26 protein-coding genes are annotated in these 26749 nt (G+C 44.1%); 11 read left to right on the top strand and 15 right to left on the bottom strand.

Going from position 1 to position 26749, the window contains the following annotated elements:
* On the bottom strand, window positions 1-1310 hold a 1310-nt coding region (locus tag MiSe_RS35115), incomplete at its 3' end, for a polysaccharide biosynthesis/export family protein (protein WP_226588945.1).
* A gap of 194 nt (window positions 1311-1504) precedes the next feature.
* Between MiSe_RS35115 and MiSe_RS35110 the strand changes: the two genes are divergently transcribed.
* Together MiSe_RS35110 and MiSe_RS35105 are read left to right on the top strand one after the other, a co-directional pair.
* Complete coding sequence (locus tag MiSe_RS35110) at window positions 1505-3220, top strand: serine hydrolase (protein ID WP_226588942.1); 1716 nt, start codon at window positions 1505-1507, stop codon at window positions 3218-3220.
* Window positions 3221-3226: 6 nt separating this feature from the next.
* A complete protein-coding gene (locus tag MiSe_RS35105) occupies window positions 3227-3403 on the top strand; it encodes a hypothetical protein (RefSeq protein ID WP_226588939.1) in 177 nt (58 codons plus the stop codon).
* A 105-nt stretch (window positions 3404-3508) separates the two neighbouring features.
* On the opposite strand, the gene MiSe_RS35100 is transcribed toward MiSe_RS35105, so the two are convergent.
* Both MiSe_RS35100 and MiSe_RS35095 read right to left on the bottom strand, forming a co-directional pair.
* The gene (locus tag MiSe_RS35100) at window positions 3509-4249 is read right to left on the bottom strand and encodes a pentapeptide repeat-containing protein (protein WP_226588937.1); all 741 of its coding nucleotides are present in this window, start codon (window positions 4247-4249) and stop codon (window positions 3509-3511) included.
* 712 nt (window positions 4250-4961) lie between these two features.
* Complete coding sequence (locus tag MiSe_RS35095) at window positions 4962-6023, bottom strand: pentapeptide repeat-containing protein (RefSeq protein ID WP_226588935.1); 1062 nt, start codon at window positions 6021-6023, stop codon at window positions 4962-4964.
* Here MiSe_RS35095 and MiSe_RS35090 point away from each other — a divergent pair.
* Complete coding sequence (locus MiSe_RS35090) at window positions 6022-6165, top strand: hypothetical protein (protein WP_226588933.1); 144 nt, start codon at window positions 6022-6024, stop codon at window positions 6163-6165. The two genes, MiSe_RS35095 and MiSe_RS35090, sit on opposite strands and share 2 nt — an antisense overlap.
* A gap of 79 nt (window positions 6166-6244) precedes the next feature.
* On the opposite strand, the gene gifA is transcribed toward MiSe_RS35090, so the two are convergent.
* A complete protein-coding gene (gene gifA, locus MiSe_RS35085; RefSeq protein ID WP_226588931.1) occupies window positions 6245-6442 on the bottom strand; it encodes a glutamine synthetase inactivation factor IF7A in 198 nt (65 codons plus the stop codon).
* Window positions 6443-7079: 637 nt separating this feature from the next.
* Between gifA and leuA the strand changes: the two genes are divergently transcribed.
* Complete coding sequence (gene leuA / locus MiSe_RS35080) at window positions 7080-8729, top strand: 2-isopropylmalate synthase (protein WP_226588930.1); 1650 nt, start codon at window positions 7080-7082, stop codon at window positions 8727-8729.
* A 45-nt stretch (window positions 8730-8774) separates the two neighbouring features.
* The gene (locus MiSe_RS35075) at window positions 8775-9143 is read left to right on the top strand and encodes a hypothetical protein (protein WP_226588928.1); all 369 of its coding nucleotides are present in this window, start codon (window positions 8775-8777) and stop codon (window positions 9141-9143) included.
* Window positions 9144-9212: 69 nt separating this feature from the next.
* On the opposite strand, the gene MiSe_RS35070 is transcribed toward MiSe_RS35075, so the two are convergent.
* Window positions 9213-9779, bottom strand: coding sequence for an HdeD family acid-resistance protein (locus MiSe_RS35070; protein ID WP_226588926.1), 567 nt, complete (start codon window positions 9777-9779; stop codon window positions 9213-9215).
* 201 nt (window positions 9780-9980) lie between these two features.
* On the opposite strand from MiSe_RS35070, the gene MiSe_RS35065 reads away from it, so the two are divergent.
* Window positions 9981-10262, top strand: a complete 282-nt coding sequence (locus tag MiSe_RS35065; protein WP_226588924.1) for a DUF4258 domain-containing protein — start codon at window positions 9981-9983, stop codon at window positions 10260-10262.
* A gap of 4 nt (window positions 10263-10266) precedes the next feature.
* On the top strand, window positions 10267-10503 hold the full coding sequence (locus tag MiSe_RS35060) for a type II toxin-antitoxin system MqsA family antitoxin (RefSeq protein ID WP_226588920.1): 237 nt from the start codon (window positions 10267-10269) through the stop codon (window positions 10501-10503).
* 23 nt (window positions 10504-10526) lie between these two features.
* On the opposite strand, the gene MiSe_RS35055 is transcribed toward MiSe_RS35060, so the two are convergent.
* From MiSe_RS35055 to MiSe_RS35040, 4 genes are all read right to left on the bottom strand, one after another.
* Window positions 10527-11468, bottom strand: a complete 942-nt coding sequence (locus MiSe_RS35055; RefSeq protein ID WP_226588918.1) for a hypothetical protein — start codon at window positions 11466-11468, stop codon at window positions 10527-10529.
* Window positions 11469-11477: 9 nt separating this feature from the next.
* On the bottom strand, window positions 11478-12953 hold the full coding sequence (locus MiSe_RS35050; RefSeq protein WP_226588916.1) for an AAA family ATPase: 1476 nt from the start codon (window positions 12951-12953) through the stop codon (window positions 11478-11480).
* A 48-nt stretch (window positions 12954-13001) separates the two neighbouring features.
* Window positions 13002-13739 (bottom strand): HAD family hydrolase, encoded by a 738-nt coding sequence (locus tag MiSe_RS35045; RefSeq protein ID WP_226588914.1) that lies wholly within the window; start codon window positions 13737-13739, stop codon window positions 13002-13004.
* A 254-nt stretch (window positions 13740-13993) separates the two neighbouring features.
* Window positions 13994-14947: a class I SAM-dependent methyltransferase gene (locus MiSe_RS35040; RefSeq protein WP_226588912.1), complete on the bottom strand. Its 954-nt coding sequence runs from the start codon at window positions 14945-14947 to the stop codon at window positions 13994-13996.
* A 312-nt stretch (window positions 14948-15259) separates the two neighbouring features.
* Here MiSe_RS35040 and MiSe_RS35035 point away from each other — a divergent pair, with 312 nt between their 5' ends.
* Window positions 15260-16399, top strand: a complete 1140-nt coding sequence (locus MiSe_RS35035; protein ID WP_226588909.1) for an MGDG synthase family glycosyltransferase — start codon at window positions 15260-15262, stop codon at window positions 16397-16399.
* Between the two features lie 238 nt (window positions 16400-16637).
* Window positions 16638-18182 carry a glycoside hydrolase family 1 protein gene (locus tag MiSe_RS35030; protein ID WP_226588907.1) on the top strand — a complete coding sequence of 515 codons (1545 nt, stop codon included), beginning with the start codon at window positions 16638-16640 and terminating at the stop codon, window positions 18180-18182.
* A 199-nt stretch (window positions 18183-18381) separates the two neighbouring features.
* Here the strand turns inward: MiSe_RS35030 and MiSe_RS35025 are convergent, their stop codons facing one another.
* The gene (locus tag MiSe_RS35025; protein WP_226588904.1) at window positions 18382-18684 is read right to left on the bottom strand and encodes a hypothetical protein; all 303 of its coding nucleotides are present in this window, start codon (window positions 18682-18684) and stop codon (window positions 18382-18384) included.
* 73 nt (window positions 18685-18757) lie between these two features.
* A complete protein-coding gene (locus tag MiSe_RS51410; RefSeq protein WP_264196761.1) occupies window positions 18758-18883 on the bottom strand; it encodes a hypothetical protein in 126 nt (41 codons plus the stop codon).
* A 143-nt stretch (window positions 18884-19026) separates the two neighbouring features.
* On the opposite strand from MiSe_RS51410, the gene MiSe_RS35020 reads away from it, so the two are divergent.
* Window positions 19027-21750 (top strand): NACHT domain-containing protein, encoded by a 2724-nt coding sequence (locus MiSe_RS35020; protein ID WP_226588902.1) that lies wholly within the window; start codon window positions 19027-19029, stop codon window positions 21748-21750.
* 60 nt (window positions 21751-21810) lie between these two features.
* On the opposite strand, the gene MiSe_RS35015 is transcribed toward MiSe_RS35020, so the two are convergent.
* Entirely contained in the window at window positions 21811-23355 is a 1545-nt protein-coding gene (locus MiSe_RS35015; protein WP_226588899.1) for a phytoene desaturase family protein, read from the bottom strand.
* A 255-nt stretch (window positions 23356-23610) separates the two neighbouring features.
* Window positions 23611-24237 carry a hypothetical protein gene (locus MiSe_RS35010; RefSeq protein WP_226588897.1) on the bottom strand — a complete coding sequence of 209 codons (627 nt, stop codon included), beginning with the start codon at window positions 24235-24237 and terminating at the stop codon, window positions 23611-23613.
* Between the two features lie 244 nt (window positions 24238-24481).
* Here MiSe_RS35010 and MiSe_RS35005 point away from each other — a divergent pair, with 244 nt between their 5' ends.
* Complete coding sequence (locus MiSe_RS35005; protein WP_226588894.1) at window positions 24482-25117, top strand: NADPH-dependent F420 reductase; 636 nt, start codon at window positions 24482-24484, stop codon at window positions 25115-25117.
* 79 nt (window positions 25118-25196) lie between these two features.
* Here MiSe_RS35005 and MiSe_RS35000 read toward each other — a convergent pair whose 3' ends face one another.
* Together MiSe_RS35000 and MiSe_RS34995 are read right to left on the bottom strand one after the other, a co-directional pair.
* The gene (locus tag MiSe_RS35000) at window positions 25197-26066 is read right to left on the bottom strand and encodes an ImmA/IrrE family metallo-endopeptidase (protein ID WP_226588892.1); all 870 of its coding nucleotides are present in this window, start codon (window positions 26064-26066) and stop codon (window positions 25197-25199) included.
* A gap of 3 nt (window positions 26067-26069) precedes the next feature.
* On the bottom strand, window positions 26070-26749 hold a 680-nt coding region (locus MiSe_RS34995; RefSeq protein WP_226588888.1), incomplete at its 5' end, for a helix-turn-helix domain-containing protein.

Raw genomic sequence — 26749 nt, 5'->3', positions numbered from 1 at the left:
TGAGAGCGATCGCCAGCACGCAACAGCTGTTGTAGATTGACGTTAAAGACTTGTTGTCCGCCGCCCCGCGTCGGTCGAAGTACCTGGATGCGACTAATATCGGCAGATTGGCGAATACCCCCAGCGACTTGCAGCGCCCGCGACACGGTAGGGACGGCACCGGATTGATCTGGCTGGACGACTTGTGGACCGGGACGAGTCACTTCCCCTACAACGGCGACATTTATCGGTTGATTCGTGGTGGGGGCGAAGCTGGCGGCGGCTAAATCGAGGGCTTGGGCTGGATTGGCAGTTGTAGCAGTGGGAACGACGATGGTATCGCCCTGTTGTAAGACTAAATCCTGAGAGCGATCGCCAGCACGCAACAATCGTTGCAGATTGACGCTAATTGCTTGTTGCCTTCCACCCCGCGTTGCCCGACGTACCTGGATGCGACTAATATCCGCAGATTGGCGAATGCCACCAGCCACTTGCAGCGCCCGCGATATCGTAGGGAGGGCGCCGGTTTGATCTGGTTGGACAATTTGTGGACCGGGACGAGTCACTTCACCAACAACGACAACGTTAATCGGTTGATTGCCAGCGGGGGCAAAACTAGCCGTGGCAAGTTGGGAAGCTGCTGCCGGGTTAATGCTAGCGGCGGTGGGAATAAAGATGCTGTCTCCATCGCGCAAAGCGATATTTTGACACTGATCCCCTTGTTGCAGCAAGGACAAAAGATTAACCGCGATCGTTCCCCGTCCGGGTCTAACCACCCGCACCCCTTGTAAATTTGCCGACTGGGTGATGCCTCCAGCCTGGGTCAGCGCCTGAGTTATCGTCGGGAATTGAATCCCCGAACCTCCAGCCGTGATGGGGATGCTGTAGGAACCAGGGCGCGTAATTTCCCCGGATACTGCCACATTCAGGGGGCGGGGCGCAACCAAGATGACGGTAATAATAGGTCGTCTGAGGAAGGGTGCGTATCGCGTCCGCACGACGTTAGATGCTTGTTCCAGAGTCAATCCTGCTACCGATACGCGACCGACGAGTGCCAAGTTGACCGTACTATCGGGGAGAATTTGGTATTCACGGGTATATTCTGGCACATTAAATACATCTAATTGGATGCGATCGCCTGCGCCTAAAGTATAAGGTTCTGGTTGGGGACAACGGGTAGCAGTGGTTTGGGTTACTCTGCTACGGGTTTGGGCAAAACTAACTTCTGCGCCGGTCAGCACCAGTAAACCTGAGAGGAATATACTTGTAGCGGGTTTGACTATTGAGTTGGGTTTGGGATTGCTAGCACCGACCATTGAGCGATACCCCATGCTTCGACCTGAAAAAATTGTGCCGTACCAGAAGATAATTTAACTCGCTGTATAGGCGCTTTCCCACTTTAACGGAAACCATGCTGAATTCGCTGAGGGCGAAGCGCGACTAACAGCCATTACTGTAAGAATATATCGCAGGGTCAGACTTCTAGGATCAGATAAACTGGTGAGAGTAGGGAAGGGAGTCTCCCATGCAAGGTCTGAGCGAATTCATCAATCATACGATGCCAGAGTGGAACGTACCGGGGCTGGCGATCGCTATCGTCAAAGATAACCAAATTATCTTTGGCGAAGGTTTCGGTTTGCGGGATATCAAAAACAACTTAAAAGTCACGCCCAAAACCCTTTTTGCTATCGGTTCTTGCACCAAAGCATTTACCACAATGGCTATGGGTATTTTAGTTGACCGAGGTCAATTAGATTGGGATAAACCCGTTAGAAATTATCTCCCTACTTTTAAACTTTACGATTCCTACGCCAGCGAACATATAACCCCCCGGGATTTAGTCACCCATCGGTCGGGTTTACCCCGTCACGATGCGATGTGGTATAGAACTCATTTCACCCGGGAAGAAATCATCAACCGCTTGCAATATCTGGAACCCACCCACGAACTGCGGACTGTTTTTCAATATAATAATTTAATGTATCTTGCGGCGGGTTACTTAGTCGGTGAAATAGCAGGTTGTACTTGGGAAGAATTTGTCCAACGGGAAATTTTGCAGACTTTGGGAATGGTCAACAGCAATTTTTCCGTAGAAGCGTCCCAAAAAACTGATGATTTTGCTTGTCCCTACCTACATAAAAATGAGGAAGTCAAAGAAATTCCCTTTCTCAATATTGACGTTGTTGGCCCTGCTGGCTGTATAAATTCCAACATTACTGAGATGGCGCAGTGGCTTTTACTGCATTTAAATGGGGGCAAGGTTGGGGATAAACAAATGATTTCACCCAGCAATCTAACGCAGATGTATACGCCACAGATTGTAGAACCCAACCCCCAGGAAGAGCGCGAAGTTTTGAATCCCAGTTATGGTTTGGGATGGGCTATCTATGCTTACAGAGGCTATAAAATTGTGCAACATGGAGGGGGAATTGATGGATTTTCTGCCTTGACAACCCTGCTGCCTCAAGACAATATAGGGGTTGTGGTTTTGACGAATTTAAACGCGAGTCCACTGCATTCTATTGTGACTTATTATGTATGCGATCGCTTGCTGAATTTGGAGCCAGTTGCTTGGAACGATCGGCGCAAAGAAAGAGTCGCTAAGGGCAAAGAATCTACAACCAAAGCCAAAGAAAAAATCGCAGCAGAATGCAAACCTGGAACCCAACCCTCCCATCCTTTAGAAGATTATACAGGCAATTACGAACATCCCGCCTATGGAATTATTTCAGTTGAACTCAAAGACGATAATTTAATCTCAACTTATAATTCAATTGTCTCTCAACTCCAGCACTATCACTACGATACTTTTGCATCTTACTCGGAAGTGGGAGAAATGTTTGATATGCCGCCTGAATTGATATCTTTCGTGACGGATAAAAAAGGCGATGTTACCAGCCTCTACGTGCCAATGGAACCGATTTTGAAAGATGCTGTATTTACTCGGATGCCTGAAAAAAGCATGACCGAAGTCAGCTTTTTGGCAAAATTTGTGGGTGAATATGAGCTGGCGGGAGAAACTCTCACAATCTCTTTAAGAGGCGAGAGATTAATTGCCTCATTAACGGGTCAACCAGATTACGAATTAGTTCCTTACAAAGACAGTGAATTTAATCTGAAGGGTTTATCCGGATTTAGTATTAAATTCACCCAAGATGCCGCTGGAATTGTGACTGAAGCTGTAATGATTCAACCGAATGGTGTGTTCACGGCGACTAAGAAAACCTCAAGGGATTGGTGATGCGATATGCCTGCGGCACGGGAAGGGATCGCTCTTTTAAGTAACTCTAAAGTTCGAGCGATCGCTATGGCAACAGGACTGACGCAACATCTCCTAATAGTTGGGGCAACCACGGGGGGATTGCTCCTAGGAAACACCATCAGGACTGACGCAAACACCAAAGTTTCTCTGAAAAATCGTTGATTGGGAAGCGAGAGATTTAGGAAGAAACTTTGGTGATGGTTTCGACCTGCGTAAGTCCTGTCTAAATTATGCTGGAAAAATACCGATGTAGACGCGCTGTTGAATTTAAACCCTGGTCAAAACTTCAAAAAGCTCGTCTGAAGCATTCTCAAAAATAGCGCCGCGTTGCTTCAAATCCTGCTTCACTTCTTCAGAAAGTCCTAAGTTATTTTTAAATCGAGCATTCTTTACATTAGCGCGGCTCAAATTGGTATTTTTTACACTAGCACCCCATAAGTTAGCACCGTTCAAATTGGCATCCCTGAGGTTGGCATTGTTCAAATTGGCATCCCTGAGGTTGGCATTGTGCAAATTAGCACCATTCAAGTTTGCACCGCGAAGGTCAGCATCGTGCAAGTTGACACCTTTAAGGTAAGCAACGCTGAGGTTGGCATCCCGCAGGTCAGCATTGGTCAGGTTTGCATTACCCAAATCGGCAATTCTCAGGTTGGCATATCTTAAATCGGCATTGCTCAAATCAGCACCTCTGAGGTTGGCATCGCTCAAATCTACATTCCTGAGATTGGCATTGCTGAGATTAACTTCCCTCAAGTTTGCACCCGCAAAGTCTTTAGTTTTTTTCAACAGTTCTTGAAGATTTTCGATTTTGTTGTTCTTGCTTTTAGTAACCAATGCCATAGTCAGTGCCAAGGTCAATCCCGCAACCCAAGCAGGTGGATTACCTCCAGTCAGCAGCAGCATTATCAGAGAAACAGAACCTAGTTTAGCTGTTGGTTTAACTAGGGAACCAAATCTATTCTTGGTTGGCTCAAAACTACTAATTGGCTGACAATTAATCAGATTCATTTTTAATACCTCCTCTGGGATTCCTCAAATTACTTAATTTTTCCTATATCCACCCGATCAAGAAGGATGATTCACAGCAGAAAGGTAGATGCCATTTTGCTCAAACTGGCATATTTTTTTTGACGCTTTCTTGAATCTAACTACCCAGAATTTGAGCAGTCTGATAGTTTCATGCAAAATTGACCCGGTCTTTTGATTAAAAGTACAATCCCAATTGCGCCCAAATTGTTAAACTTTTTAAATCGGTAGCTGCTGAAAAATTTTGGTTAAATTACTAAGTTAACAACCTCAATTTTCTCTGGTTGCGGTCGTAAGTAGTTGGTAGATCCGAATAATATCCTTCAATAGTCCTCCTTGTTTCCCTGGTCACGTTTAACATTAACACACCCGTTTTCTTTTGGGTTTATTGGTGCTTCTAAGCATACTCTGAAGTTCCAGAAAGTTTTAACTGTAAAAATACTGAATCCATGTTAAATTTTTATAAAAACACAATATAATTTATAGGTATTAAATTAAGATGTTTTGAGCAATTGCCTCCCCATGCCAAAAAAAAATTTTAAAGCCTGAGTATATTTTCTGAGCTTAATTATTAGCAATAATGCTACGAATAAAAAAATAGTGAATAGCGATCGCTCTTAAATAGAGCAACGAATGAAAGGGGAGAAAGGGGAAGAAATTTCCCGTTTTTCCCTTCTTAAAGCCAGTAAAACCCTTACAAATCCTCAAAAATTGCTCCCCGTTGGCTCAAGTTCTGCTTTAGCTCCTGAGAAAGTCCAGGGTTGTTGCCAAATTGGGCTGACTTCACATTTGCACCGCTCAAATTAGCGTTACTCAGATTAGTTTCGCGCAGATTAGCCCCGCACAGATCTGCACCCCCCAAATTGGCTAGCGCCAAACTGGCACGGTGCAAGTCTGTATAGCTCAAATCAGCATTTTCCAAATAAGCACCGCTCAAATCTGCACCGCTGAGTATAGCACCGCTCAGGTTAGCTTCGCTCAAATCTGCATCGGTTAAATCTGCACCCCGGAGATTGGTACGGCAAAGATTAGCACCGCTCAAATCAACCTTGCTTAAATTAGCCCCAAGCAAGTTACCGCCAGCAAAATCTCTGGTCAAATCGAGGGCAGCAATTTGCGCCAGTTCCAGAAAATCGTTAGTTTTAGCTTCGCTAATGTGGTGGATTAGCTCTTGAAGTTGTTCCAAGTTTGAAGAATTTTCAACTGCACTAAAACTGGGAGAACACTCGTAGCATAACTGCGCTTGACTCAGATAAGGCTGTAATTTAGCTGAAGATAGAAAAACAACCAGTTTTCTTTCTATTACTGCATGTTGATTCGGGCTAATATCATGTCGCCATAAGCCTTCAGCATCGGTTACAGAAATATCTGGCGGCGAAACTTCAAACGAGGCTGCAAAACGACAGGGTTTTTCGGTTACCTTCAAAGTTCCCAGTTTCACCTGATGCAGTAAACCTTTCAAAGGCTTGACTTCAAAAACCCAAACCGGATTTTCGTTTAAATCCTTTGTCGTTACCTGACAAAAAGCATCGATCAGTTCACCAGATGCTAAAGAGAATTCTCCACCTTCGCTCTTGAGCTTTAATTCACCACCTTTTAGCCCGAACTTGACGCGACCACCGAGTAAAGATTCCCACTGTTGGTTAAATTCTAAAGTCAAATACAAGTCCAGTTCCTGCTGATCAGTTACTGGAATTGCTTCTAATTTCATCGACAGGCAGTCGGGATATTTGTTTTCAGATTCTAGCAGAGGCATGGTAAATCAACCTCGAAGCAGTTCAAGGGTTGCACAATTTAACGCTACCACGATGGTGCAAGCAGTTATCAGCGATCGCGTCAAAAATTTAAGGGCGTTGCTTGCACAAAACAACACCCTGAAAAAAATTCCCGCTCTATAAAAGATTGTTAAATTATTCAGCCGAGTCCAAGACTGATGCCAGAAAAATTGCTTCCCTCCATCCCGTCAATTAAGAGCGCCTAACTCAAAGCGGCATTACTGCGGTCATAGCTTGCCCGGAAACTGGGTTCTGGTTTGCCTTGGGTATGAGTCCAGTACTCATCATCAACAGACAGGTGAAATTCAGCCGCCGCACGTCCCAGCATCGCTTGCTGTCGATTCTTAATCCAGTGATGGTGACGCATCATCAGGGCGCGAGCTTGATCTTGAGTAGACATACTGTGTTTCTCCTTCTTCCTGATTCGCTTGGTGACCTTCTACTAATTAAGATACCAGAAAATTCTGTAGCATAAGCTACCATTTTAACAATTTAATAAAAATTTACGTCCCGCCTCTCGCGTCTCGCCTCTGGTTCTCGCCTCTGGTTCCCAGGCGACCGCCTGGGAAAGAGTGCGTCAGAGGCGGAGCCTCGGTGCAGTTGGGGAATGGCACAAGCGAACGCACAGGCGCTTGACCTCTACACGCTTCTCCAGCTATGATGCATACAAGTTAAGGTTCTAAATCATGTTTGCAAAGCAGCCATCTTTACATCACCTGACTAGCCTTCTGCTGGGGCTGGGGCTGCTGCTGCGCCTTGGGCGCAAATAATTTTTTCACCATTTCAATCAAGTTTTTATCAGTGGGGGAAGCCGCTGCGGAAGACAGCGCTACTATGCTTCCCACGGACATAAACATGAGCAATTAGCAATTAGCAATTAGCAATTAGCAATTGGAGATTCTTATGCGACTGCATCAAGCACTTGGGATGTTGCTGCGACTGTTTTTGGGTTGTCAGACTTGGTTTTCTTGGCAAACTGACAGCCCTATTTTCGCCACAATATCTGACAAATATCGAACAAAAAGGAAGAAACGATCGTGCTGAACAATCCCGCTACAAAATATCGCCAATTTGCCCCAATTAACTTGCCCAACCGCACCTGGCCTGCTAAAACAATAACCGATCCACCAATTTGGTTAAGTACAGATTTGCGAGACGGTAACCAAGCTTTAATCGAACCGATGAACGTCGAACGCAAATTGCGGCTGTTCCAGATGTTAGTGGATATTGGTTTCAAAGAAATCGAAGTTGCCTTTCCTTCCGCTTCACAAACTGACTTTGATTTTGTCCGCTATCTGATCGAACATCAATTAATTCCCGACGACGTGACGATTCAGGTATTGACGCAAGCGCGAGAATCATTAATTCGCCGCACGTTTGAATCTTTGCAAGGTGCAAAGCGAGCAATTGTACATTTGTACAACGCCACGTCTCCTGTATTTCGTCGGACTGTGTTTAATTTGGATCGGCAGGGAACAATAAACCTTGCAGTTTCAGCAGCAAAACTATTCGTAGAACTTGCCGCAGCACAGACTGATACTGAATGGTATTTCCAATATTCACCCGAAACATTTACGGCGACAGAACTCGACTTTGCCAAAGAAATTTGCGATGCAGTTCTGAATATTTGGCAACCAACGCCAGAACATAAAGCGATTATCAACCTTCCGGCGACGGTTGAAGTCGCGACTCCGAATATTTTCGCCGATCAAGTTGAGTGGATGCACCGCAATTTAGAACGACGAGAGGGGGTAATTTTAAGCGTACATCCGCACAACGATCGCGGGTGTGGAGTTGCCGCAGCAGAACTGGCTCAAATGGCAGGTGCAGATCGAGTCGAGGGATGTTTGTTCGGTAACGGCGAACGCACGGGGAATGTGGATTTGGTAACATTGGCTTTGAATCTTTACACCCAAGGCATCCATCCAGGGTTAGATTTTTCTAATATTAACCAAGTCGCAAGAACGATCGAAGATTGCACCCAATTGCCGATTCATCCTCGCCATCCCTATGTGGGAGATTTGGTATTTACTGCATTTTCAGGTTCGCATCAAGATGCGATTAAAAAAGGCTTTGCAGTACAGAAACCGGATGCAATTTGGCAAGTTCCATATTTACCGATCGATCCGGCGGATGTGGGACGAACTTACGAATCAATTGTGCGGGTTAACAGTCAATCTGGGAAAGGCGGCATCGCCTTTTTGTTGGAACGAGATTACAATTTAATCTTGCCGCGTCGGTTGCAAATTGAGTTTAGCCAGATTGTACAGCGGGAAATGGATGCGCGCGGTCAAGAAATGTCCTCATCAGACCTTTGGCAACTTTTTGAGCAGGAATATTTGCAAGCTTGTTCGCCGTGGAAGTACGTTGCTCACGATTTATTTGAAGAAGGCGAGGCGATTGCGGCGACGTTGCAAATGGATGGGAAAATTGTCAATATTAGCGGGCGAGGAAATGGCCCAATCGATGCGTTTTTGAATGGGCTGAATTTGGGTTTGCGGTTGCATAATTATGAGGAAAGGGCGCTTTCTGGGGGGAGCGATGCGCGTGCGATCGCATACGTAGAAATTGCTACCGATCTGATCGGAGGAACCTTGCACGGCGTCGGGGTTCACTCGAATATAGTAGCCGCGTCGTTGTTAGCAATTCTCAGTGCAGTTAATCGAGCATTGCAGCAAAAAATGTAGCAATTAATCAGAAACGCCGACATGCTAAAGCATGTGGCTACACAAATGAAGCCTGCCTACGCAGGCTCAAATCAAAACAATGCAGCCCGCCAAAGCGGGCTTTGTTTGTATGGAAACGCCGACATGCTAAAGCATGTGGCTGCACAAATGAAGCCTGCCTACGCAGGCTCAAATCAAAACAAAGCAGCCCGCCAAAGCGGGCTTTGTTTGTATAGAAACGCCGACATGCTAAAGCATGTGGCTACACAAATGAAGCCTGCCAAAGCAGGCTCAAATCAAAACAATGCAGCCCGCCTTCCCGGGCTTTGTTTGTATAGAAACGCCGACATGCTAAAGCCTGGGGCTACACAAACAAAGCCCGCCAAAGCGGGCTGTAACAATTTCAGCCCGCTTTGGCGGGCTTTGTTTGTATAGCCACACCCTTAAGGGTGTGGGATTTTGGCGAAGGTATTGTTAGAAAAACCCGGTTTCTGAACCTATCAATTAAGCACTTGCAGTAGTGTCAGATTGATTGAGAGCATTACGTGCATTCAACGACAGCATGACGCGGGAAGCGCCGCTGAACAAAACGCTAGCACCAACAAACGTACCGATCAGCCAAGGTGCATTAAAAGGCCATTGGAACCAAATCATTGCACCCAGCAGAATAGTAATGATGCCATTAGCAAGTTCCCAAGTCCAGTTTTGTTGAGGACGCAAGCGGAAGGCGAGAATGATTTCAAAAGTACCTTCTGTGAGTAAGAAACTACCCAACAACAAAGTCAGCGTTAGAACACCTGTCAAAGGGTAGAAAAACAGCATTACACCAGTCGCAATGTAAAGTGCGCCTAATAAAAGCTTCCAGATAAAGCCGTTTTCGCGAGTTTGAAATGCGTGGACAATTTTGGCGACTCCGCCGCTAGCCAAGATTAAAGCAAACCAAGTCTCAGCAACGATTGTAGAGACAGCGGGGGCTGCGATCGCACCTATTCCCAATACAATTAGGAGAACGCCCATCCAGATTGACCAGTTAATACTCTTGTTGATGTCACCAGAAACGTTAGTTGTCATAGTTTTTTCCTTTTGATCTCTAGGATTAGGTTAGGCAATTTTTCTGATGTTGAATAGAACCCTAAGATAGAGCCTGGTTTGGGGAAATCTATCAATGGATAGAGTGTGCGATCGCATCCCTCTAACGAAGTAACTTTGATTTAAAATAAGTTTAGATAATTTCAGTCATTAGCAGTGTATGTGTGAGGAAGGAAAACGGCGGTGTTTGAGCAGATATTACAGCAAATGCGTCAGAAAATTCGCCAGCAACAGTATGTAATGACGCTCCACGCTGATGAGGAAATGGCTGACGACAATTTAATGCTTGCAGATGTTGAGGAAGCTATACTCACAGGTGAAATTCTGGAACGCCAAAAGGACAGAGATACAGATGAATGGAAATATAGAATTAGTGGTTTTTCGATTGATGGCGCTCCGGTAGAAGTGGTTGCTAAACTGGGTGTAACGGGTAAAGTTGTTATTATTACAGTGTATGCACTCTGAACCAATGGATACAACAACTTGCGATGTCTGCGGATATTCAAAGGCACGCATTCGTCGGCTAGCTAGAACTTATGGCAAGGGACAGGATTTGTTAGTCATTGAAAATGTCCCTGTGGTTAGCTGTCCAAATTGTGGAACAAGTTACCTGACAGCAGAAACGCTTCAGCAAATAGATCGTATCAGGCGCGATCGCAAAAATCTAACGATCGAACGTCCTGTAGGAGTGGCAAGTTTTGGTTAGGCTTTAAGGGTTTGAGCGATCGCTTAAACAAACTCGTATAAAGTTTCTAAGAAAAACGAAATATGATACTTAGCGTCGCTACTCTGATGTGAGTAAAATCTTCCTATTTCTAAAGATAGTTGCTCTCTAAATACTTGAGCAGGACGAGTCCAATCACTAGATGGTTGAATTTGGTTCCAGTATTCCTTTGCTTTTTTAATCGTTAATAAAGCCAGGATCAATTCTTCCTGTCGCATCTCATCTTTAGTATTTTGAAATTCAGTTTTCCAAGAATCGCGTAAGTTTTCTAATCCTGCACAGTCTAATCCACAGCAGTAACTAATCCGATCGACTGCTATTTTTAAGTGATTCTGTAAATCGGAGTCGTTACCAATTGCATCCGCCATATCTATATAAATTGCTTGCAGTAGAACGGAATTGCCTTTATAGATTGGGAAATTATGAGAATTATCAAATATTGATTGAAGTGCAGGGGCAAGAAAGTAAGATTCTTTATGAATTAAACCTGTAACCCATATCCGATGCTGTGCTGCGTTTTCTGCTTTCATTTTTGATTTTTCGTAAAGCTCGCAGAAAATAGCTTCTGTATCTGAAAAAATATAATTATCAATGGCTTGTATTTGCAGATCTAGATCGACAATGGCAAAAAGTTTTTCTGGGGTTAAATATGAGTTACTGCTATCTTTAGAGTGTAGGTTTAAAAGAGTGAAGTAGGTGTCTATTACATCTTGGCGATCGCCACAGTTAAAAAATTCTGGTTTTCGCTGACTCCACCATCTGGGAACACATGCTTTATAAAAGTTCGCATCAGGCATTTCCTCCATTCTTCCATAAGATTGAGGTGATGGTCTACCTTGAAGCTTGGGAATATCGCCTTCACACAGCACAACGATTTTATTTTTGATTCTCCGAGATTGAATAATTGTTTCACAGTGTCGTTGTAGCTGTTCTGCATCAAGGCTCATATTAAAATATTAGGCTTCTTTTTTTATAAGTTTTGGCTCAATTTCCTTAACATGAGCAGGTGTGACAGCTTGGCATAATTCGTATGAGTGAGTTGCCAGAATATACTGATTACTGGACGCCCATTCTATCAAATCTGAAATGATTTGATATTGCCAATCTGGGTGCAAAGCAATTTCAAGTTCATCTATTAAAACAATAGCATCTTTTATGTTACGGTACTTGAGCCACATATAGATACTAAGTCTTTTCAGTTCGCCATGACTTAAATCTTCTGGATAAAGTTCTATATCTTCGCCGTTTTTATCTAATCTGAATGTTACTCCAGACAGATCTTTATCTATATTTATCTTTTTGTTAACTAACATTTTGTTTAATTCATTTTTCAGCGCTTTATAACTATTACCATACTCGCCTGTTTCTATAGCTTCTTGGAAATCTTGATCTCGCGCACCTATAAAGACTTTAATTAGGAGTTCTATAGGAAGAAAATCATAAGTAAAAAAGCCTGGTAGTTTAGATTTTGCAGCTTTAATGGAAAAATAATAATTATTACTGTGTTGTGTAAACAACTGTTTTCTCTGCTCTTGAGAAAGAAAAAGAAAAACCTGAGTTGGTGGAGCTGCCATAAATACTTTTTGTGATAACTCCTTTAAAAAAGTTTCTGCTTCGGTGATATTTAGATTATCGATATTACAAATTAAGGCTGATTCTTTTTCTTTTTTATTACTAGAATAATTACATATATAAATTAGGTTGTTTGATTGCATATATTTCAATGCTTTTTGCGAAGTAGTTTCAATTTGTTTGCTTTTTTCATACAGTGTTTTTAGATGAAGTTTATAAAAATTTAATGTTGTTTGCACGTCTTCTTGAACATCTTCAAAAGATGGAAAATTCTTGAGCATCGAACTATCAAGTTTATTTGAATAAATTGTTAATCCCGACTCTAAAATATACCTACTTTCCTCTATAATATTCATAAGCCTATCGTCATAATTTTCAATTCTTTTTATTTCTTTTAATCGATCAAGACTATTTTCTAAATCGCTGACTCCTTTTTCCAAATTTAAAATTTTGTTCCTAACTTCTTCTAATTCTATTGAAGCAGAAAATCTAATATCCTCATCATCGTTTATTTTTTGTTCACTGCAATTTAATAGCTCTCTAAGGTACAAATCTCTATAAGCAAAAAACTCAATTTTAAAACTTTGATTTTGATGCCAAATTTCAATAGTGGCTAGTACTTTTTTGTCTGACTTGTCGGCGGTAATTTTGAATCCCCAAAGCAGATTTTCTAAAAAAATTTTCCTTTCGGGATCTCTAGAACAATGTAGTAAGACAAAAATTAATTGCAAAAGGGTACTTTTCCCACCGCCATTTTGACTGCCAAGTGGGAAAATTCTGGGATTAAATTCCTTTTCAAACGTGATGTCAATGTCCTTTAAGCCGCGAAAGTCAGGGACTTGAATTCGTAGCAAGTGCATATGACGAGTTCCTTTATTTGCGCTTGTGCTTCTTTAGTATAGACCACCTCAACGCAGACGATTCAGAGTTTCTAGCTCCAAATAACTGATATCGCCAATTTCACCAACTACGACGATACAAGGAAGTTCTGGTTCTCCCAAATGATTTACCACTAATAAAGCACCGGAAAAATCATGGGTTTGGGTATAATCATTGAAAGTTACAATCGTGGGTAAACTTGCGCCAGTGGAAGCTAAAAGCCCGTGATGAGAATCTTCTATAACTAGACAATCTTTTGCCTCTAAATTCATTTCTTTTAGCACGTAATGATAGATATCAGGGGCGGGTTTTTTGGCGGGGACAATATCGCCAGCGGCGATGATTTCAAACCAAGATGGATCGAGGGTTTGTTCTAGTAAAGCAACGGCGTTGGGTAAGGCGCTGGTGGTAGCGATCGCCAATCTCACCCCCTGAGTTCTCGCTTCGTCAATCAATCGCTTCACCCCTGGACGTAAGGGAATTTCACCCCCGGCTAATATTTCTCGATAATGCTTGGTTTTATTAGCATGTAATTCAGCAATAAAACCATCATCGGGCATGGTAATTTCAGGACGATATTTTTCCAAATAAAAGCGAATCCGTTCTTTTCCTCCAGCGACGTATAGCAATTCGCCATACAATTCAATCGACCAATTCCAATCTAATCCAGCCGATGCGAAGGCGCGATTAAACGCGACTCGATGTCCATCGCGTTCGGTGTCGGCTAAAGTTCCATCAACGTCGAAAATTAAAGCTTGTAATTGCATAGGTTTGTAGTAAGGACTTTAGTCCTGATTGTGGAAAAGTAAAAAGAATTTAATCATCCCTATTGAGATCTTACGCTGGCGTTTTCTGCCCGCCGTGGACTCAAGTCCACGGCTGATAGCTCAAGTCCACTCAAGTGGACTGAAGAGGCTTTATAGTCCTCTTAAGAGGACTTCTGCTAAAAGCCCGTGAATTTATTCTCTGGCGGTTTAATGGTTGGTGCAAGCTCTGAACAATAGTAAGGGATTCGTTTAAATTATCGACCTGGTTTGTGACCAATAATTGTACGATGGCGCGGGTCGCTGGGTACGGTGACGATATTTTCAAATCCTACCTTTCGCATCGCTGCTTCTAAATCAAAGGTGTAGTAATCATCTGACCAAGGTTCCGTACTTTTCATTAAGGTAAAAAGTACTGGCGGCAGGTTTTGAATTACCGGAGATTTGGGGTTATTATCGACAATTGCTAAACAACCACTGGGGCGCAATAGCCGAAAAGCTTCCTGAAAAATGGCTTGAGTTGCTTGGCGCGGTAATTCGTGGGTGACAAATTGCAGCGTGACTAAATCAAAGCTTTCTGATGGTAAATTTGTCTTCTCTGCATTGCCGTGAATCCAGGCAGAAATTTCTCTATTTGTATCGCGATTCTGTGCTACTGCCAACATGTAGGGAGATAAATCTAATCCAACTGTGCGGGGTGGTGTATCTTGGATTTTTTCATAGTAACGATGCAGGGTTAAAGTTGAAATACCCACAGAACAACCAATATCTAAAATATCCCGCACTTGCTTTGGGGCGTGGGTAGCTAAAACTTGATGAAAACTGCCGCGCAATCTATCTTGGGCTTCTTCCCAAGTAATCTGTTCAGTAGGCCATACTCTTAATGCCATTGCATAGGTAGCGGACTCAGCTTCAAATGCGGCTTGCCAACACAAATTACCTTCGTTGTAAGCGTGAAAAGGAACTTGGTAGTAATCGGGATAGGTAATATTGGGGTTGGTAATTTGCTCAAGCTGTTGTTTGACGTTGGATACGGCGAGTGCTTCGCAGTTTTTTCGCCAGGGAATGCCGTTTTTTTCGGCTGTTTTGACTATAACTTGCCGCGCTTGCTGTTTCATTACGGCATAAATTGGCTTTGTTTGGATTAAAACGTTGACGCAGCGGGAGAGGAAATCGTCTCCAGCCCAGTCTGGCTTGAGCTTGTCGGTCATTAGGGTGTTAGCATTGCAATCGGGACGATTTTATATTGTAGAGCCTCAGAAACCCGGTTTCTTAAATAAATACCTTCGCCAATTTTCTGAAACGCCCCCAGGCTAAAGCCTGGGGCTACACAAACAAAGCAAGGCGTAGCAGGCTAAAATTCTTACAGCCCGCTTTGGCGGGCTTTGTTTGTATAGCCGCACCCTTAAGGGTGTCGGATTTGGAGAAGGTATTGTTAAAGAAACCAGATTTCTCCCGGCCTAATTGCGATAGCATCAATGGAGTCTGGGAGCGATCGCACCAACTCAATCGGATACACACCTATGACAAAAATTCTCATTTTATATGCTTCCTTGGGATCGGGACATATCAGCGCTGCTAAAGCACTCAGCCAAGCATTTTCCCATTTCCCAGATGTAGAAGTGCAAAGCGAAGATGCCCTAGCCTACGCTAGATCTATCTATCGCAATGCGGTTGTCCAAGCTTATAAAGAATCGAGCGAAAAATTTCCCCAACTATACAAAGCTGTCTACGAAGGCAGCGATATTGACGATTTAGAAAAATCCCTCGATAGCAATTTAACTTGGGCAAAACTGGAACTTCCTTTCTTTAGACGCTTGGGAAGATTGCTGCGAGAAAGGGATCCGGATGTTATCGTTTGCGTACAACAAATCCCCACTCGCTTGTTACAATTGTTAGAACCAGAAGATCAAACGAGTAAGCCGCAATATGTCGTCGTTACAGACTTAGTTGCCCACAGTACTTGGTTGAATTACGGTATAGATGGCTATTTTCTGGCAAACGATTTGGGTGCAAATCTCTTAAAGCAGCGGGGAGTCGATCCTGCAATTTTGCACGTAACGGGAATTCCAATCAAATTGGAAGTACTCCAACCGAAATCGAAAGAGGAAATGCGGTCGCGTCACAACCTACCACAAGATGTCCCCATTGTCACGCTGTTTGGCGGCGGACTCAACAATAGGCGGGTGCGTTCAATTATCTCATCGCTGTTAGAAAGTCCGAGTCCATTAATGTTGGTAATTGCGCCTGGACGAAATGAAGATTTGTTGGAAGCGATAGCAGATTTGACCGATAGTCCCCAAGTCAAATTGCGAAAATTAGGGCCGATAGATTATGTAGATGATTTGATTGTAGCGAGCGATTTAATTATTACCAAAGCAGGAGGACTGATTACCAGCGAGATTTTAGCACGAGGAACGCCTACAATTATTGTCGATCCATTGCCCGGACAGGAAGAACAAAATGCAGATGCGATCGCAGCCGCAGGCGCAGGCGTACAATTGCGATTAATGGAAATGGTCGCCCCAGCAGTACAGTACCTTTTAAAACGTCCAGATCGTCTGACCCAAATGCGTCAAGCTGCCTTAGAATTAGGCAAACCTCGTGCTGCTTTGAATATTGCTGAATTCATTCTGAAGGATTGGCGATCGCATATTCGGTAATGGCTAATGGCTAATGGCTAATTGGTCACAGATACTCTCTCTCTCGTCTCTCTAGTTCCCAGGTTCCACCTGGGAACGTCCACCGGAGGCTCCGCCTCCAGCTAACAGAAATATTTTCATCCTTTTCATCCTTTGTGGTGGCGATCGCATTCATCAGGGAAATCTATCTTGGTAGAAGCATACATTTGTATGCCCCTACCTAAAAATATAGAAATTGCTTTCACCGCACTCAACAACCATGCAAAATACTCAAACATCATCCAATCAAGATTTCCTCTGGGGAGTCGCTACATCAGGTTACCAAAGTGAAGGAGGTTACAACGGTACAGGACAACCTCAAAATAATTGGTCGCTTTGGGAACACCAAGGAAAGGTGATGCAAACCGGAACTGCGGCAGAATTTTGGCATCGCTACGAAGAAGATTTTCAAACCTGCCAAAAGCTGGGATTAAATGCCTTTCGCTTAGGAATAGAATGGGCGCGAATTCAACCTTCTACTAATATTAATCCAGCCCCCGCGCCTGCATTTGATACCGCAGCGTTAGACAACTACGCCGCAATGATTGCTGCTTGTCGTCGTTCTGGATTAGAACCCATTGTAACGCTGCATCATTTTACCCATCCCGCTTGGTTGGGAATGGATGCATGGCTATCAAAAGACACCATCGATTGTTTTATTGAATATGTCCGCGTCACGGTAACCCATATCAATCGTCGTTTAATCGACGATTATCAACTTCCACCCATTGGCTGGTATATCACGATTAACGAACCCAATATTTTGGTTTCTAATACTTACATCAGCGGTCAATTTCCAGCCGGATCGGAGGGTGGAATTTGGTCGCTTTTCCCCGCGTATAACCACCTTCTAGCCGCCCACGTCCGGGCTTATAATTGCATTCACGACATCTATGCCGCCCAAGGTTGGACAAGTCCCCAAGTTACGCTAAATACTTACTGTAGCGACTTATATTGGTCGGAAAAAGCAATCTGGGATTTGTTGACTCTAAAACGACAACAAATCAAGGCTAAAGATTTGCCAGAATACGCATACAGCAATGCTAAACATTTGGATGATGCGCTTCGCAATGCCAATTTACCTTTCCGTCGCAACCTGCCTTATCGACTCGGACAATTGGTTCACAAAGCTGCTAATTCCTGGGGTCATCGCAATTTTGATGTTAAACATTTGGACGTTTATTTGCACGAATTAGAAGTATCTCCTCGGATAGATGTTTTTGATTATCTTGCTATCGATTATTATGACCCATTCATCGCGCATATATTCCGCATACCAGTGTTTTCGGATTTTGAGTTTGAAAACAAAGATTTTCGCGGTTGGTTGATGAGTGGAATTACAAGTAAATGGTGGGATTGGCGTTCTTTACCAGAAGGATTGCACTTTTTTTGTCAATACTACGCGCAAACATTGGGCTATCCAATTTTAATTGCAGAAAATGGCATGGCATTGCGTAGAAAACCGGATAATAGCGTTGCAACTCACCGTCGAGATCAACTGAGTCGCAGCGAATTTATCAGGGCGCATATTGAACAAGTACAAAGATTGCAAAATGAAGGCGTACCGATGATTGGTTATATGCATTGGTCGCTGACTGATAATTATGAATGGGGTTCTTATACGCCGCGATTCGGTCTTTTTAGTTTGGATTTTAGCGCCGGAAGCGACAGATTTGTCGAGGATCATTTAAGCGATCGCCCGTCGGAAACCTATTCTAAGCTGATATGGAAAACTAGGAACGGGTGGGGGAGCGATCGCAAATAATTGATAACCACAAAATGCCCCCAGCCCCCAGGTTGAAACCTGGGGCTATACAAACGAAGCCTGCCTTCGCAGGCTATTTGAAACCCGCCTTCGCGGGTTTTGTTTGTGTGCCCGCTTGCGCTCCGCGATTTCAATCGTCGGGACTGTTTTAACCCGCGTAGGCGGGTTTTGTTTGTGTGCCCGCTTGCGCTCCGCGATTTTAATCGTCGGGGTTATCATTGGGATTTTGGCGGGTGCGATCGCATTTCTTCCCACCGCTCTCAACCAGGCGATCCTCCATAATTAAATTAGTTCCCTGGAGGACCATCCAAAGAATGACAAATGGCAAGGGAACGCCCGACAATACCAAGATAATACCCTTGATGTCGATGTACGCGGCTTTAATTACAAACTTATACTTCTGCTGGATATTGTCTGACTGTAAAGTAAGAATAAGCGCCTGTAGAATTAAAACCTGAACCTCCGGTTCTTGAATGAGCAGGGTGTATTTGATCAAATTCATAGTCATCGGGTACGAGGCTGAAAGCATAATCTCAACAAAAAAGCGTTCAATGGGTTGTTAATGCCATTAAAAATCACCCGGATAAGCAAGTCAGTTCCCAATAGTTTCGACTTGAAGTAGAACCAAGTAGAAATATTCTTCTACTTGGCAATCTTTGAAGTAGACGGATCGCCTCAACCATAGAGTAGGGGCACGGCATCAGTCAGTTTTGGAACTAACCCGAAGATGGTTGAATGCCGTGCCCCTACTGATCTCTCCAGTCAGCCCGTGTATAATTGAAATATCTTGCTGAACAGATTAATTATGGAATCGTGGCGGCACTGGGATGACTTTCTAAAAATAATGTCCCGTGACAATCATTTGACTGATGCTGAAACAGAATCTTTTTTATTACAATTTGCTAGACAGAATCTGGGCAAAAGCTTAACAGAAATTTCCGAACAACTGCCGCTGATGGAAAATCCGCTGGGAACTCATAAAAAGCGCATGTCCGAGGTATATGATAAATTCTCTCAGAATGGCGTTGCACTAAAGCCAAAAAACAACAAATCCAAAGCTTTACAGAAATGGCTGGAAACTCAGTATTCTCAGTGGTTGCCTGTTCAAGACTTTGATTGTGCCTTATCATCTGCTACAACAGAAACGCCGATAGACTGGCGCAAGATTTGCCGCGATCGCTTGGAAAAACAAAAGCAACTGACAACCAATCGGCTGATGCTTGCTAAGGCGATGGTATTTAATATCGAGGATATTGATGTAGATTTGGCATTATTCGAAGGCAAAAAGCCAGACAAACGGAGTGGGGACGATCGTCCTGAAAAATCCCGGTTTTATCAGCCAGACTACGAAGAAACTGAGAAACTGGAGTACCAAGAATTTCTTGCCAAAATCCTGAATTCAAATCAAATTAATAAAATTGCAGTAATTGGAGAAGCGGGTGCGGGTAAAACCACACTCCTGCAAAGAATTGCTTTCTGGTTATTGGAAAATACAGATTATTTGCCGATTTGGATACCTTTGGGAAATTTGCCAAACCCAGCGCCACAGTTAAAAGAATATCTCCTAAATCGTTGGCTGGAAGATGTGATATTTAGTGTCACGCCGGAAATCAGAGCTAATTTTGAAAAACAGTTAACTGCTGGGAAGGTATGGCTGCTGCTGGATGGCGTGGATGAGATGGCTGCGTCGGGTAATCCTCTCACATTTATCGATCAATGGATACCAGATTGGAGTCATAATTTGCCTGTGATGCTGACTTGTCGGCTGAATGTTTGGGAAGCAAATCCTTATGATCTCAATGGTTTTCAAACCTATCGAACGTTGTGGTTTAGCGAAGAGAAAGTCAAGCAGTTTATTCATGATGGTTTTCAAAAAAGTGACCCCGCACTAGGGGTTCAGTTGCAAGAGGCATTAAATCAACCCGGAAAAGAACGAATCAAAGATTTGGTGAGAAATCCCCTGCGGTTAATGCTGTTGTGTTCGATTTGGCATTTGCTAGATGGCAAGTTACCCGATACCAAGGCAGAACTTTACCAGAAGTATGTGGAGGAAGTTTACAGGTGGAAAGAAGAGGAATCTCGTATAACACCGGAAGAGAGACAGCAACTAAACGTCAAGTTGGGAGAGTTAGCAAAAGAAGCAATTGATAAGCAAGAGAATCGATTTTGTTGGCGAATGGAGTTTGTTAAAGGTGTATTGGGTGAGGGTTCTCTATTTCAATTGGCGCTTAAAGTTGGCTGGCTGAATCAAGTGGGAGTAGATGCAAAAAATCCCCTTAAACCTGTCTACGCTTTCTACCATCCCACGTTTCAGGAATATTTCGCGGCGACTGCGATTGATGATTGGGGCTTTTTCCTGCCCCGTCAACATCAAGATAAACCCGTTGCAGATAAATACCGCATTTTTGAGTCGCAGTGGAAAGAGGTAATATTGCTGTGGTTGGGGCGACCAGAGGAGTGGTTAAGGAAGCAGAAGGAGGAGTTTATTAAAGCTTTGGTGGAGTTTGAGGATGGGTGCGATGATTTTTATTGGTATCAAGCATATTTTCTAGCCGCTACGGGAATTGCCGAGTTTTGGGATTGTTGCAAAGCAGAAGAAATTCTGGAACAAATAGTGAAATGGAGCTTTGGTTACCCCCATCCTGAACAGCAAGGCTGGGTAAAATATCGTACTTTTATTCAAGAGGGAGCTATGGTAACCCTGCAACATACTAATCGCCAAATGCTGATTCAGGATCTAATTCGGCTTCTGCATAACAACCAATACGGTGAAGCTAAGCATGAAATCATGAAGGTATTAGGCAAAATAGGAACTAACAACGAGCAAGCAGTTCATGCTTTGGAAGACATACTGCAAAATAGTAAGAATGAAAATAAATGTTGCGTAATAATAGCCGCCTGTAGCTTAGGGAAAATTGCTAAGGGAGAACTAAAAATAACAGCCATCAAGACAATTGATTTGGTGCCAGAATGGGATGCGGTTATAGGTATAGGGGAAATTAATTTTCGTGACTTAGATGGCGAAATTTTAGATATTGCTATTACTGCATTGACTAAACATCTAAAGCAAACTAGCCGGTTTGATATTGGTTTTGAACCTCCCTTTATTGCCCAAACATTGACGAAAATAGCACCTAGCAGCCATCCCAGCTACAAGCAAGCTATCGAAGTTCTGGAAGAAATCAATACTGTCATAAAAGAAATTCAGGATGCTTTCTACAATGACTTAATTTCTAGACTGACTGATTTGGGATTAGACCTAAATTCAGAAGTCATTAACACTGTTAAGGCTTTAATTAATTTAATGTGTAGTGATAGGGAAAGGCGAACTCGTGAAAAAGCCGCTTGGTGCTTAGAAGTAATCCTTCTTAATAAACAATTTGCCCCTAAAAATGACTTATTTCCTTCGGTAGTTAACAGTTTAAAGGCTGGTTTTGTAAATTTGTCACACAGAAATTATCGGATCTACACATTGAGCTTTGGCGTGCAAGACCCCCTAGATACTTGCTACAATCTGCTCTGGCACTATGCCCAAGAATTGCCCTATACGGTATTTTACCAAGCTTAACGAAATAATTCTCCTATAAACCCGGTTTTTCTAAAAAACCGGGTTTCTCTAACCAAAAACTTAACACCCAATCTCTTGCAACATTTCCCAATGTTTCTGCACAGGTGCAAGGGTATTCGCAGCAATCATTCCACTAGCAGCAACTGCGGGTAAACCAATCCCCGGAAACGTCGAATCTCCGCAGCATAAAAGTCCTGCAAGCGGTGTATTCGCTCCCGGAAAGAAAGCTTCTCCCGCGCGAATTGCTGGTCCATAGGAACCCCGGTGACGGCGTAAAAACCTCTCGTGAGTTAACGGGGTTCCTACTAGCGTCACTTCGCAACGAGAGCGAATATCTGGAATAACTCTCTCTATCGCTTTCCACATCACTTCTGCGCGTTCCTGCTTTTGTTTAGCATATACTTCACTTTTGCGATCCATTCCTTGCCAAAAGTCGTAGGGTTCGTTTCCTGGCGTGTAAGCGTGTATAACGTGCTTTCCCGGTGGTGCTAAAGATGGGTCTAAAACAGAAGGAATTGAGATTAGAACCACATTCTGAGGCGCTGTAACCCCCTCAGACCAGTCATTTACAACGATATAGTGACAAGCTAAATCTGGTCTTATTCCTTGGGCGTCGATGCCTAAATGGAGATGCATGAAACTATCGCATTCAGGCGTTGCTTGTCGCTGTTGGCGAAACTGTTTTGGGATTGATGCTTCTGGCAACAATTTGAGCGTATCCCAGACAGAAGCATTCGATATTACTGCTTTTTTGGCGCGGATTTCTTTCCCATTCCGCAAACGTACCCCGACGGCTTGGTTATTTTCTACTAACACTTGTTCGACGTGAGCGTTTAATATCAATTGACCGCCGTATTTATTTAATCCCCTGACTAACGCATCGACTAAAGCGCCACTTCCGCCGATGGGATAATCTAACATAACGCCCGGTCGATACCAATCGGCGAACATAAATGCAACCTCGGCAGCGCTTGTTCCATCTGCGGGTAATCCAGATAAGAGAAAACAGAGTAAGTTCAGCCAATTTTTGATAAATGGGTCTTTAACAACCCCTTCCATAATTTTGCTGAACGACCCAGTTAATTTAGCAACATTGGTTGCACGTCGGAATAAAGATGGGACGAAACGACCGATGGTGAAAACAGCGCCCAAGTCCAAGCGTAACGCGGCGGGGGGGAGAGCGATCGCAGCCTTAGCAAACGGTTCCATTACCCGCTGAAGTTGGCGCCATTCCCTAACAGCATCCTCACCCCGAAATCCCATCAGCACATCACAAAATTGATCCGCACCGACGGATGTATCAAAATCCCCTTCCGGCAAACAACAACCCCAAGTATCGTAATTAGCACAAGGCAATTCTTCACCAATTGCATCTAAAACTTGCCGCAAAGGATTGGGAGAAGGACTATAAGATAATCCCGAATAAAGCGATGGCCCCGAATCAAATTTAAACCCATTGCGCTCAAAAGAATGAGCCGCACCACCAGCAATAGAATGACTCTCGCAGACAGTAACATCAAAGCCATACCGTGCTAAAAGAGCAGCACAACTCAACCCACCAATTCCACTACCAATAATGACGACATCAGTGGTTAGATAGCTCATAGTTCGCTGTTTCTATATATGCTGTTTCTCGTTTCTCGTTTTCTCGTTCCAAGGCTCCAGCCTTGGAACGCTTTCATCGAGGCTCTGCCTCCAGCTACAAATTGAGGCAGAGCCTCTATAAAATCATTTCCAGGTAGAACCTGGAAACGAGGGACGAGGGAAAAATTAAAATCATTTCCAGGTAGAACCTGGAAACGAGGGACGAGGGAAAAATTTCATGTCCCCCCCTTGGCAAGGGGGGCATGGGGGGATCGTTCAATTATCCCGAATCCAAAGAGCCAACCCGCCCCCTCGACCACGAGCAGCAATAAAATCTTCTGTGACAATAAAGAAAGAAAAGAAAGCGAGTTCCCCAATCGATTGCTGATAAAAATCTTTCTCTTGTCCTTGCCCTTTCCGAAAATTGCCGTTGTAAATAACCCGACCAAACAAGCTTAATTGCATCTGGTAAAAATCAAAAGCGAGAAGATTTTTCTTACCCAAATACAGCGCTGGCCCGGTTAGCTTTAACGTAAAGGCTCCTACTTCAAGCTGATTCCCTATAGCTGCTGCACCTGGCTTTTCAACCATTTCTACTGGCTTACTAAAAGAAATATGCGCTTTAATGAAAATCTTAGGCAGATACCAGCCACGTCCTCGAACAATACCAGATTGTTCCTTAGCTTTTGCAGTCGTCACAAAACAAAGCCGCCAACTTCCTAGCAGAGATTCAAGCGGATAAGTTAATCTTTGCTGTTTGGCTGCTTTTTCCGCTTCTAACAACGCGCTGACGACGGCGGCGGCTTTTGGACGCACTTGCGTCGTTCCTCGAAACGCAGATGCTGCTTCTGTCAAAGTCGTCGCAACAGCAGGTATTACGCTAGATTTAGATTCAACTGTCATAACTTCCTTGTCACTATTAACGCAAGTTGCTAGTTATCTTTTTAGATCTGCTAATAGCTAATGGCTGATAGTTAATGGCAAATGGCATACCCAACAAATATTACCATTAGCAATTAGCGATTAGCAATTGAGCAACCCATGATGCTTATAACTGGCAACTTGGATTACTAGCAGATTGGCTCAAATTCAATTGACTAACTATAATATAACCGAGTTCAACAACCCATAGCTGGAAAAATCCCAAATGAAAATCGCAGTCATTGGTGCAGGAAATGTAGGCGGAACCCTGGGACGTAGCCTTGCTCAAAAAGGACACGAGATTATTTTTGGTGTTAGAGATCCGCAAAGCGAAAAAGTGCAAAGTCTCCTCTCCTCCATCCCCAATAATGCTAAAGCCGAGAGCAATCAAGCCGCCTGCGCCGAGTCAGAAGTTATAATTCTAACAACGCCTTGGCAGACAACTCAAGCAGCCATTGAATCTTGCGGCGATTTGACCAATAAAATTTTAATCGATTGCACAAACCCCCTCACCGAAGACTTTTCAGGTTTAACAATGGGGTTGACAACTTCTGGCGGCGAACAAGTTGCCGAATGGGCAAAAGGTGCAAAAGTTTATAAGGTATTCAATCAAACCGGATTTGGTATCATGGCTGACCCTGTTTTAGAAGGTCGCAAAGCGGTGATGTTCGTATGCGGCGATGACGAAGAAAGCAAACCCACTGTCATTAAACTCACTGAAGAAGTGGGATTTGAAACAATAGACGCGGGTAAACTCTCTACAGCCAGACTTTTAGAACCCTACGCAATGCTGTGGATTAAACTTGCGATCGCTCACGGTTTAGGACGCGATTTTGCCTTTGCTATAGTTAGGAGAAATTGAACTTAGCTAATTGCTAATTGCTAATTGCTAATTGCTAATTGTTTTTTTCTACTACCAATTACCCATTACCAATTACCAATTAGCACAAGTGTAACAAAGACAAGACGCAATATTTATCTCCCACTTGCATCGGCATTGCTTCTACCCAGCAGTCGATCAAACCCCAACCTAAATGTATCGTTTCCCTGCCACTATACGGTTGCCCAGTCACATAAGCATAAGAAATCGGCGAGTCGTGGGGAATCGATTTATCTTTGGGAATAAAACCCCCTGTCCAATCTTTCGTCTGAGTTCGCCACCACACCCGCAGCTTCTTTTCAGGTTGAGGTACTAATTTTGACAATCCCCTGACTTCCCTTGGCTTCAACGCACAGTGCCACATCACCAGGGCGTAATTCCCGTTCCCATGCTGCATCATTCTTACCAGCGTGGCTAGCAGCGAAGTTTGATAAAGCGTCGCCAAACTTCGCCCCGCAGCTAAAGTAATTCCCAACTCGATTAACCGAGGTACAAAAGAAGACTCTGGCATCAGTAAATCTGCTGCCCCCTGGTCGCACAGTCGCTCTTTGCGATCGCCACTCCAATTGGGAAACAAACTGCCCACCCTGACTTGTTCGTGGGCGTCGAACAGCAATTCCATCAACTCGTGTCCCTCGGTGAAGCGCTGCCGCACGAGGGGGTCATTCTCTTTAATTAAAATAATCCCCGTGCGGCTGTCCACCAAAATGCCTTGCTGTTCGTCCAACGGGGCGCGTAGGGGCGTCGGAATGCCAAAGCATTGGTAGATGCACGATAAATCGATGGGAGGCGCATCACCCAACCCCGACTCAGAGCGCAAAAATTCCACATAGCGAAACACATCCTCTTCGCACTTGAGCGCGCCGTTTTGGGACAAAAAGACTTGCCCCGGATGGCGGTAGGGTTGAGTAGCTGAATTTGCCTCACACACGAATTATTTCCCAACGGTCATTTTAATCACGTTGTAGAGCAGTTCCCATTTCTCCGGCGTCGTCGGTTGCTGTCCTCGGTATTTTAATCGAGCCAGCATCTGCACGTCATCGGGAGGTAGTCCAGCAGCGGTAGCAAATTCCGCCAAGCTGGGGGGAATATCTCCCATCTCTTCTATTATTCCCGTCGGAGCGCCCTTCAGTCCCAATACCGAGGTCAAATTCTCCATCACCTGCCAAGACAGGTTGGTAGCTTGTCCCCGTTCGATTTGGGATAGATAGTTGCGGGAAATACCGACTTTTTCCGCCAGTTCTTGCTGACTGAGTCCTTCTTGCCGTCGGCGCAAGCGGACTGTGTTGCCAAATTCATCCATAGGTGTGCCTGTCTTCTCCTCTTGTGGGGCAGGCATCTTGCCTGCCATTGTGTCTGGGCGGGCAGGATGCCCACCCCACAACTGCTCTGGGCGGGCAGGATGCCCACCCCTCAACTGCTCTTGTGGGGCAGGCATCTTGCCTGCCATTGTGTCTGGGCGGGCAGGATGCCCACCCCACAACTGATCTTGTGGGGCAGGCATCTTGCCTGCCATTGTGTCTGGGCGGGCAGGATGCCCACCCCACAACTGCTCTGGGCGGGCAGGATGCCCACCCCTCAACTGCTCTTGTGGGGCAGGCATCTTGCCTGCCA

The sequence above is a fragment of the Microseira wollei NIES-4236 genome, from assembly GCF_020521235.1.
Classification (GTDB): domain Bacteria; phylum Cyanobacteriota; class Cyanobacteriia; order Cyanobacteriales; family Aerosakkonemataceae; genus Microseira; species Microseira wollei.
This window is presented reverse-complemented; position numbering and strand designations above follow the sequence as displayed.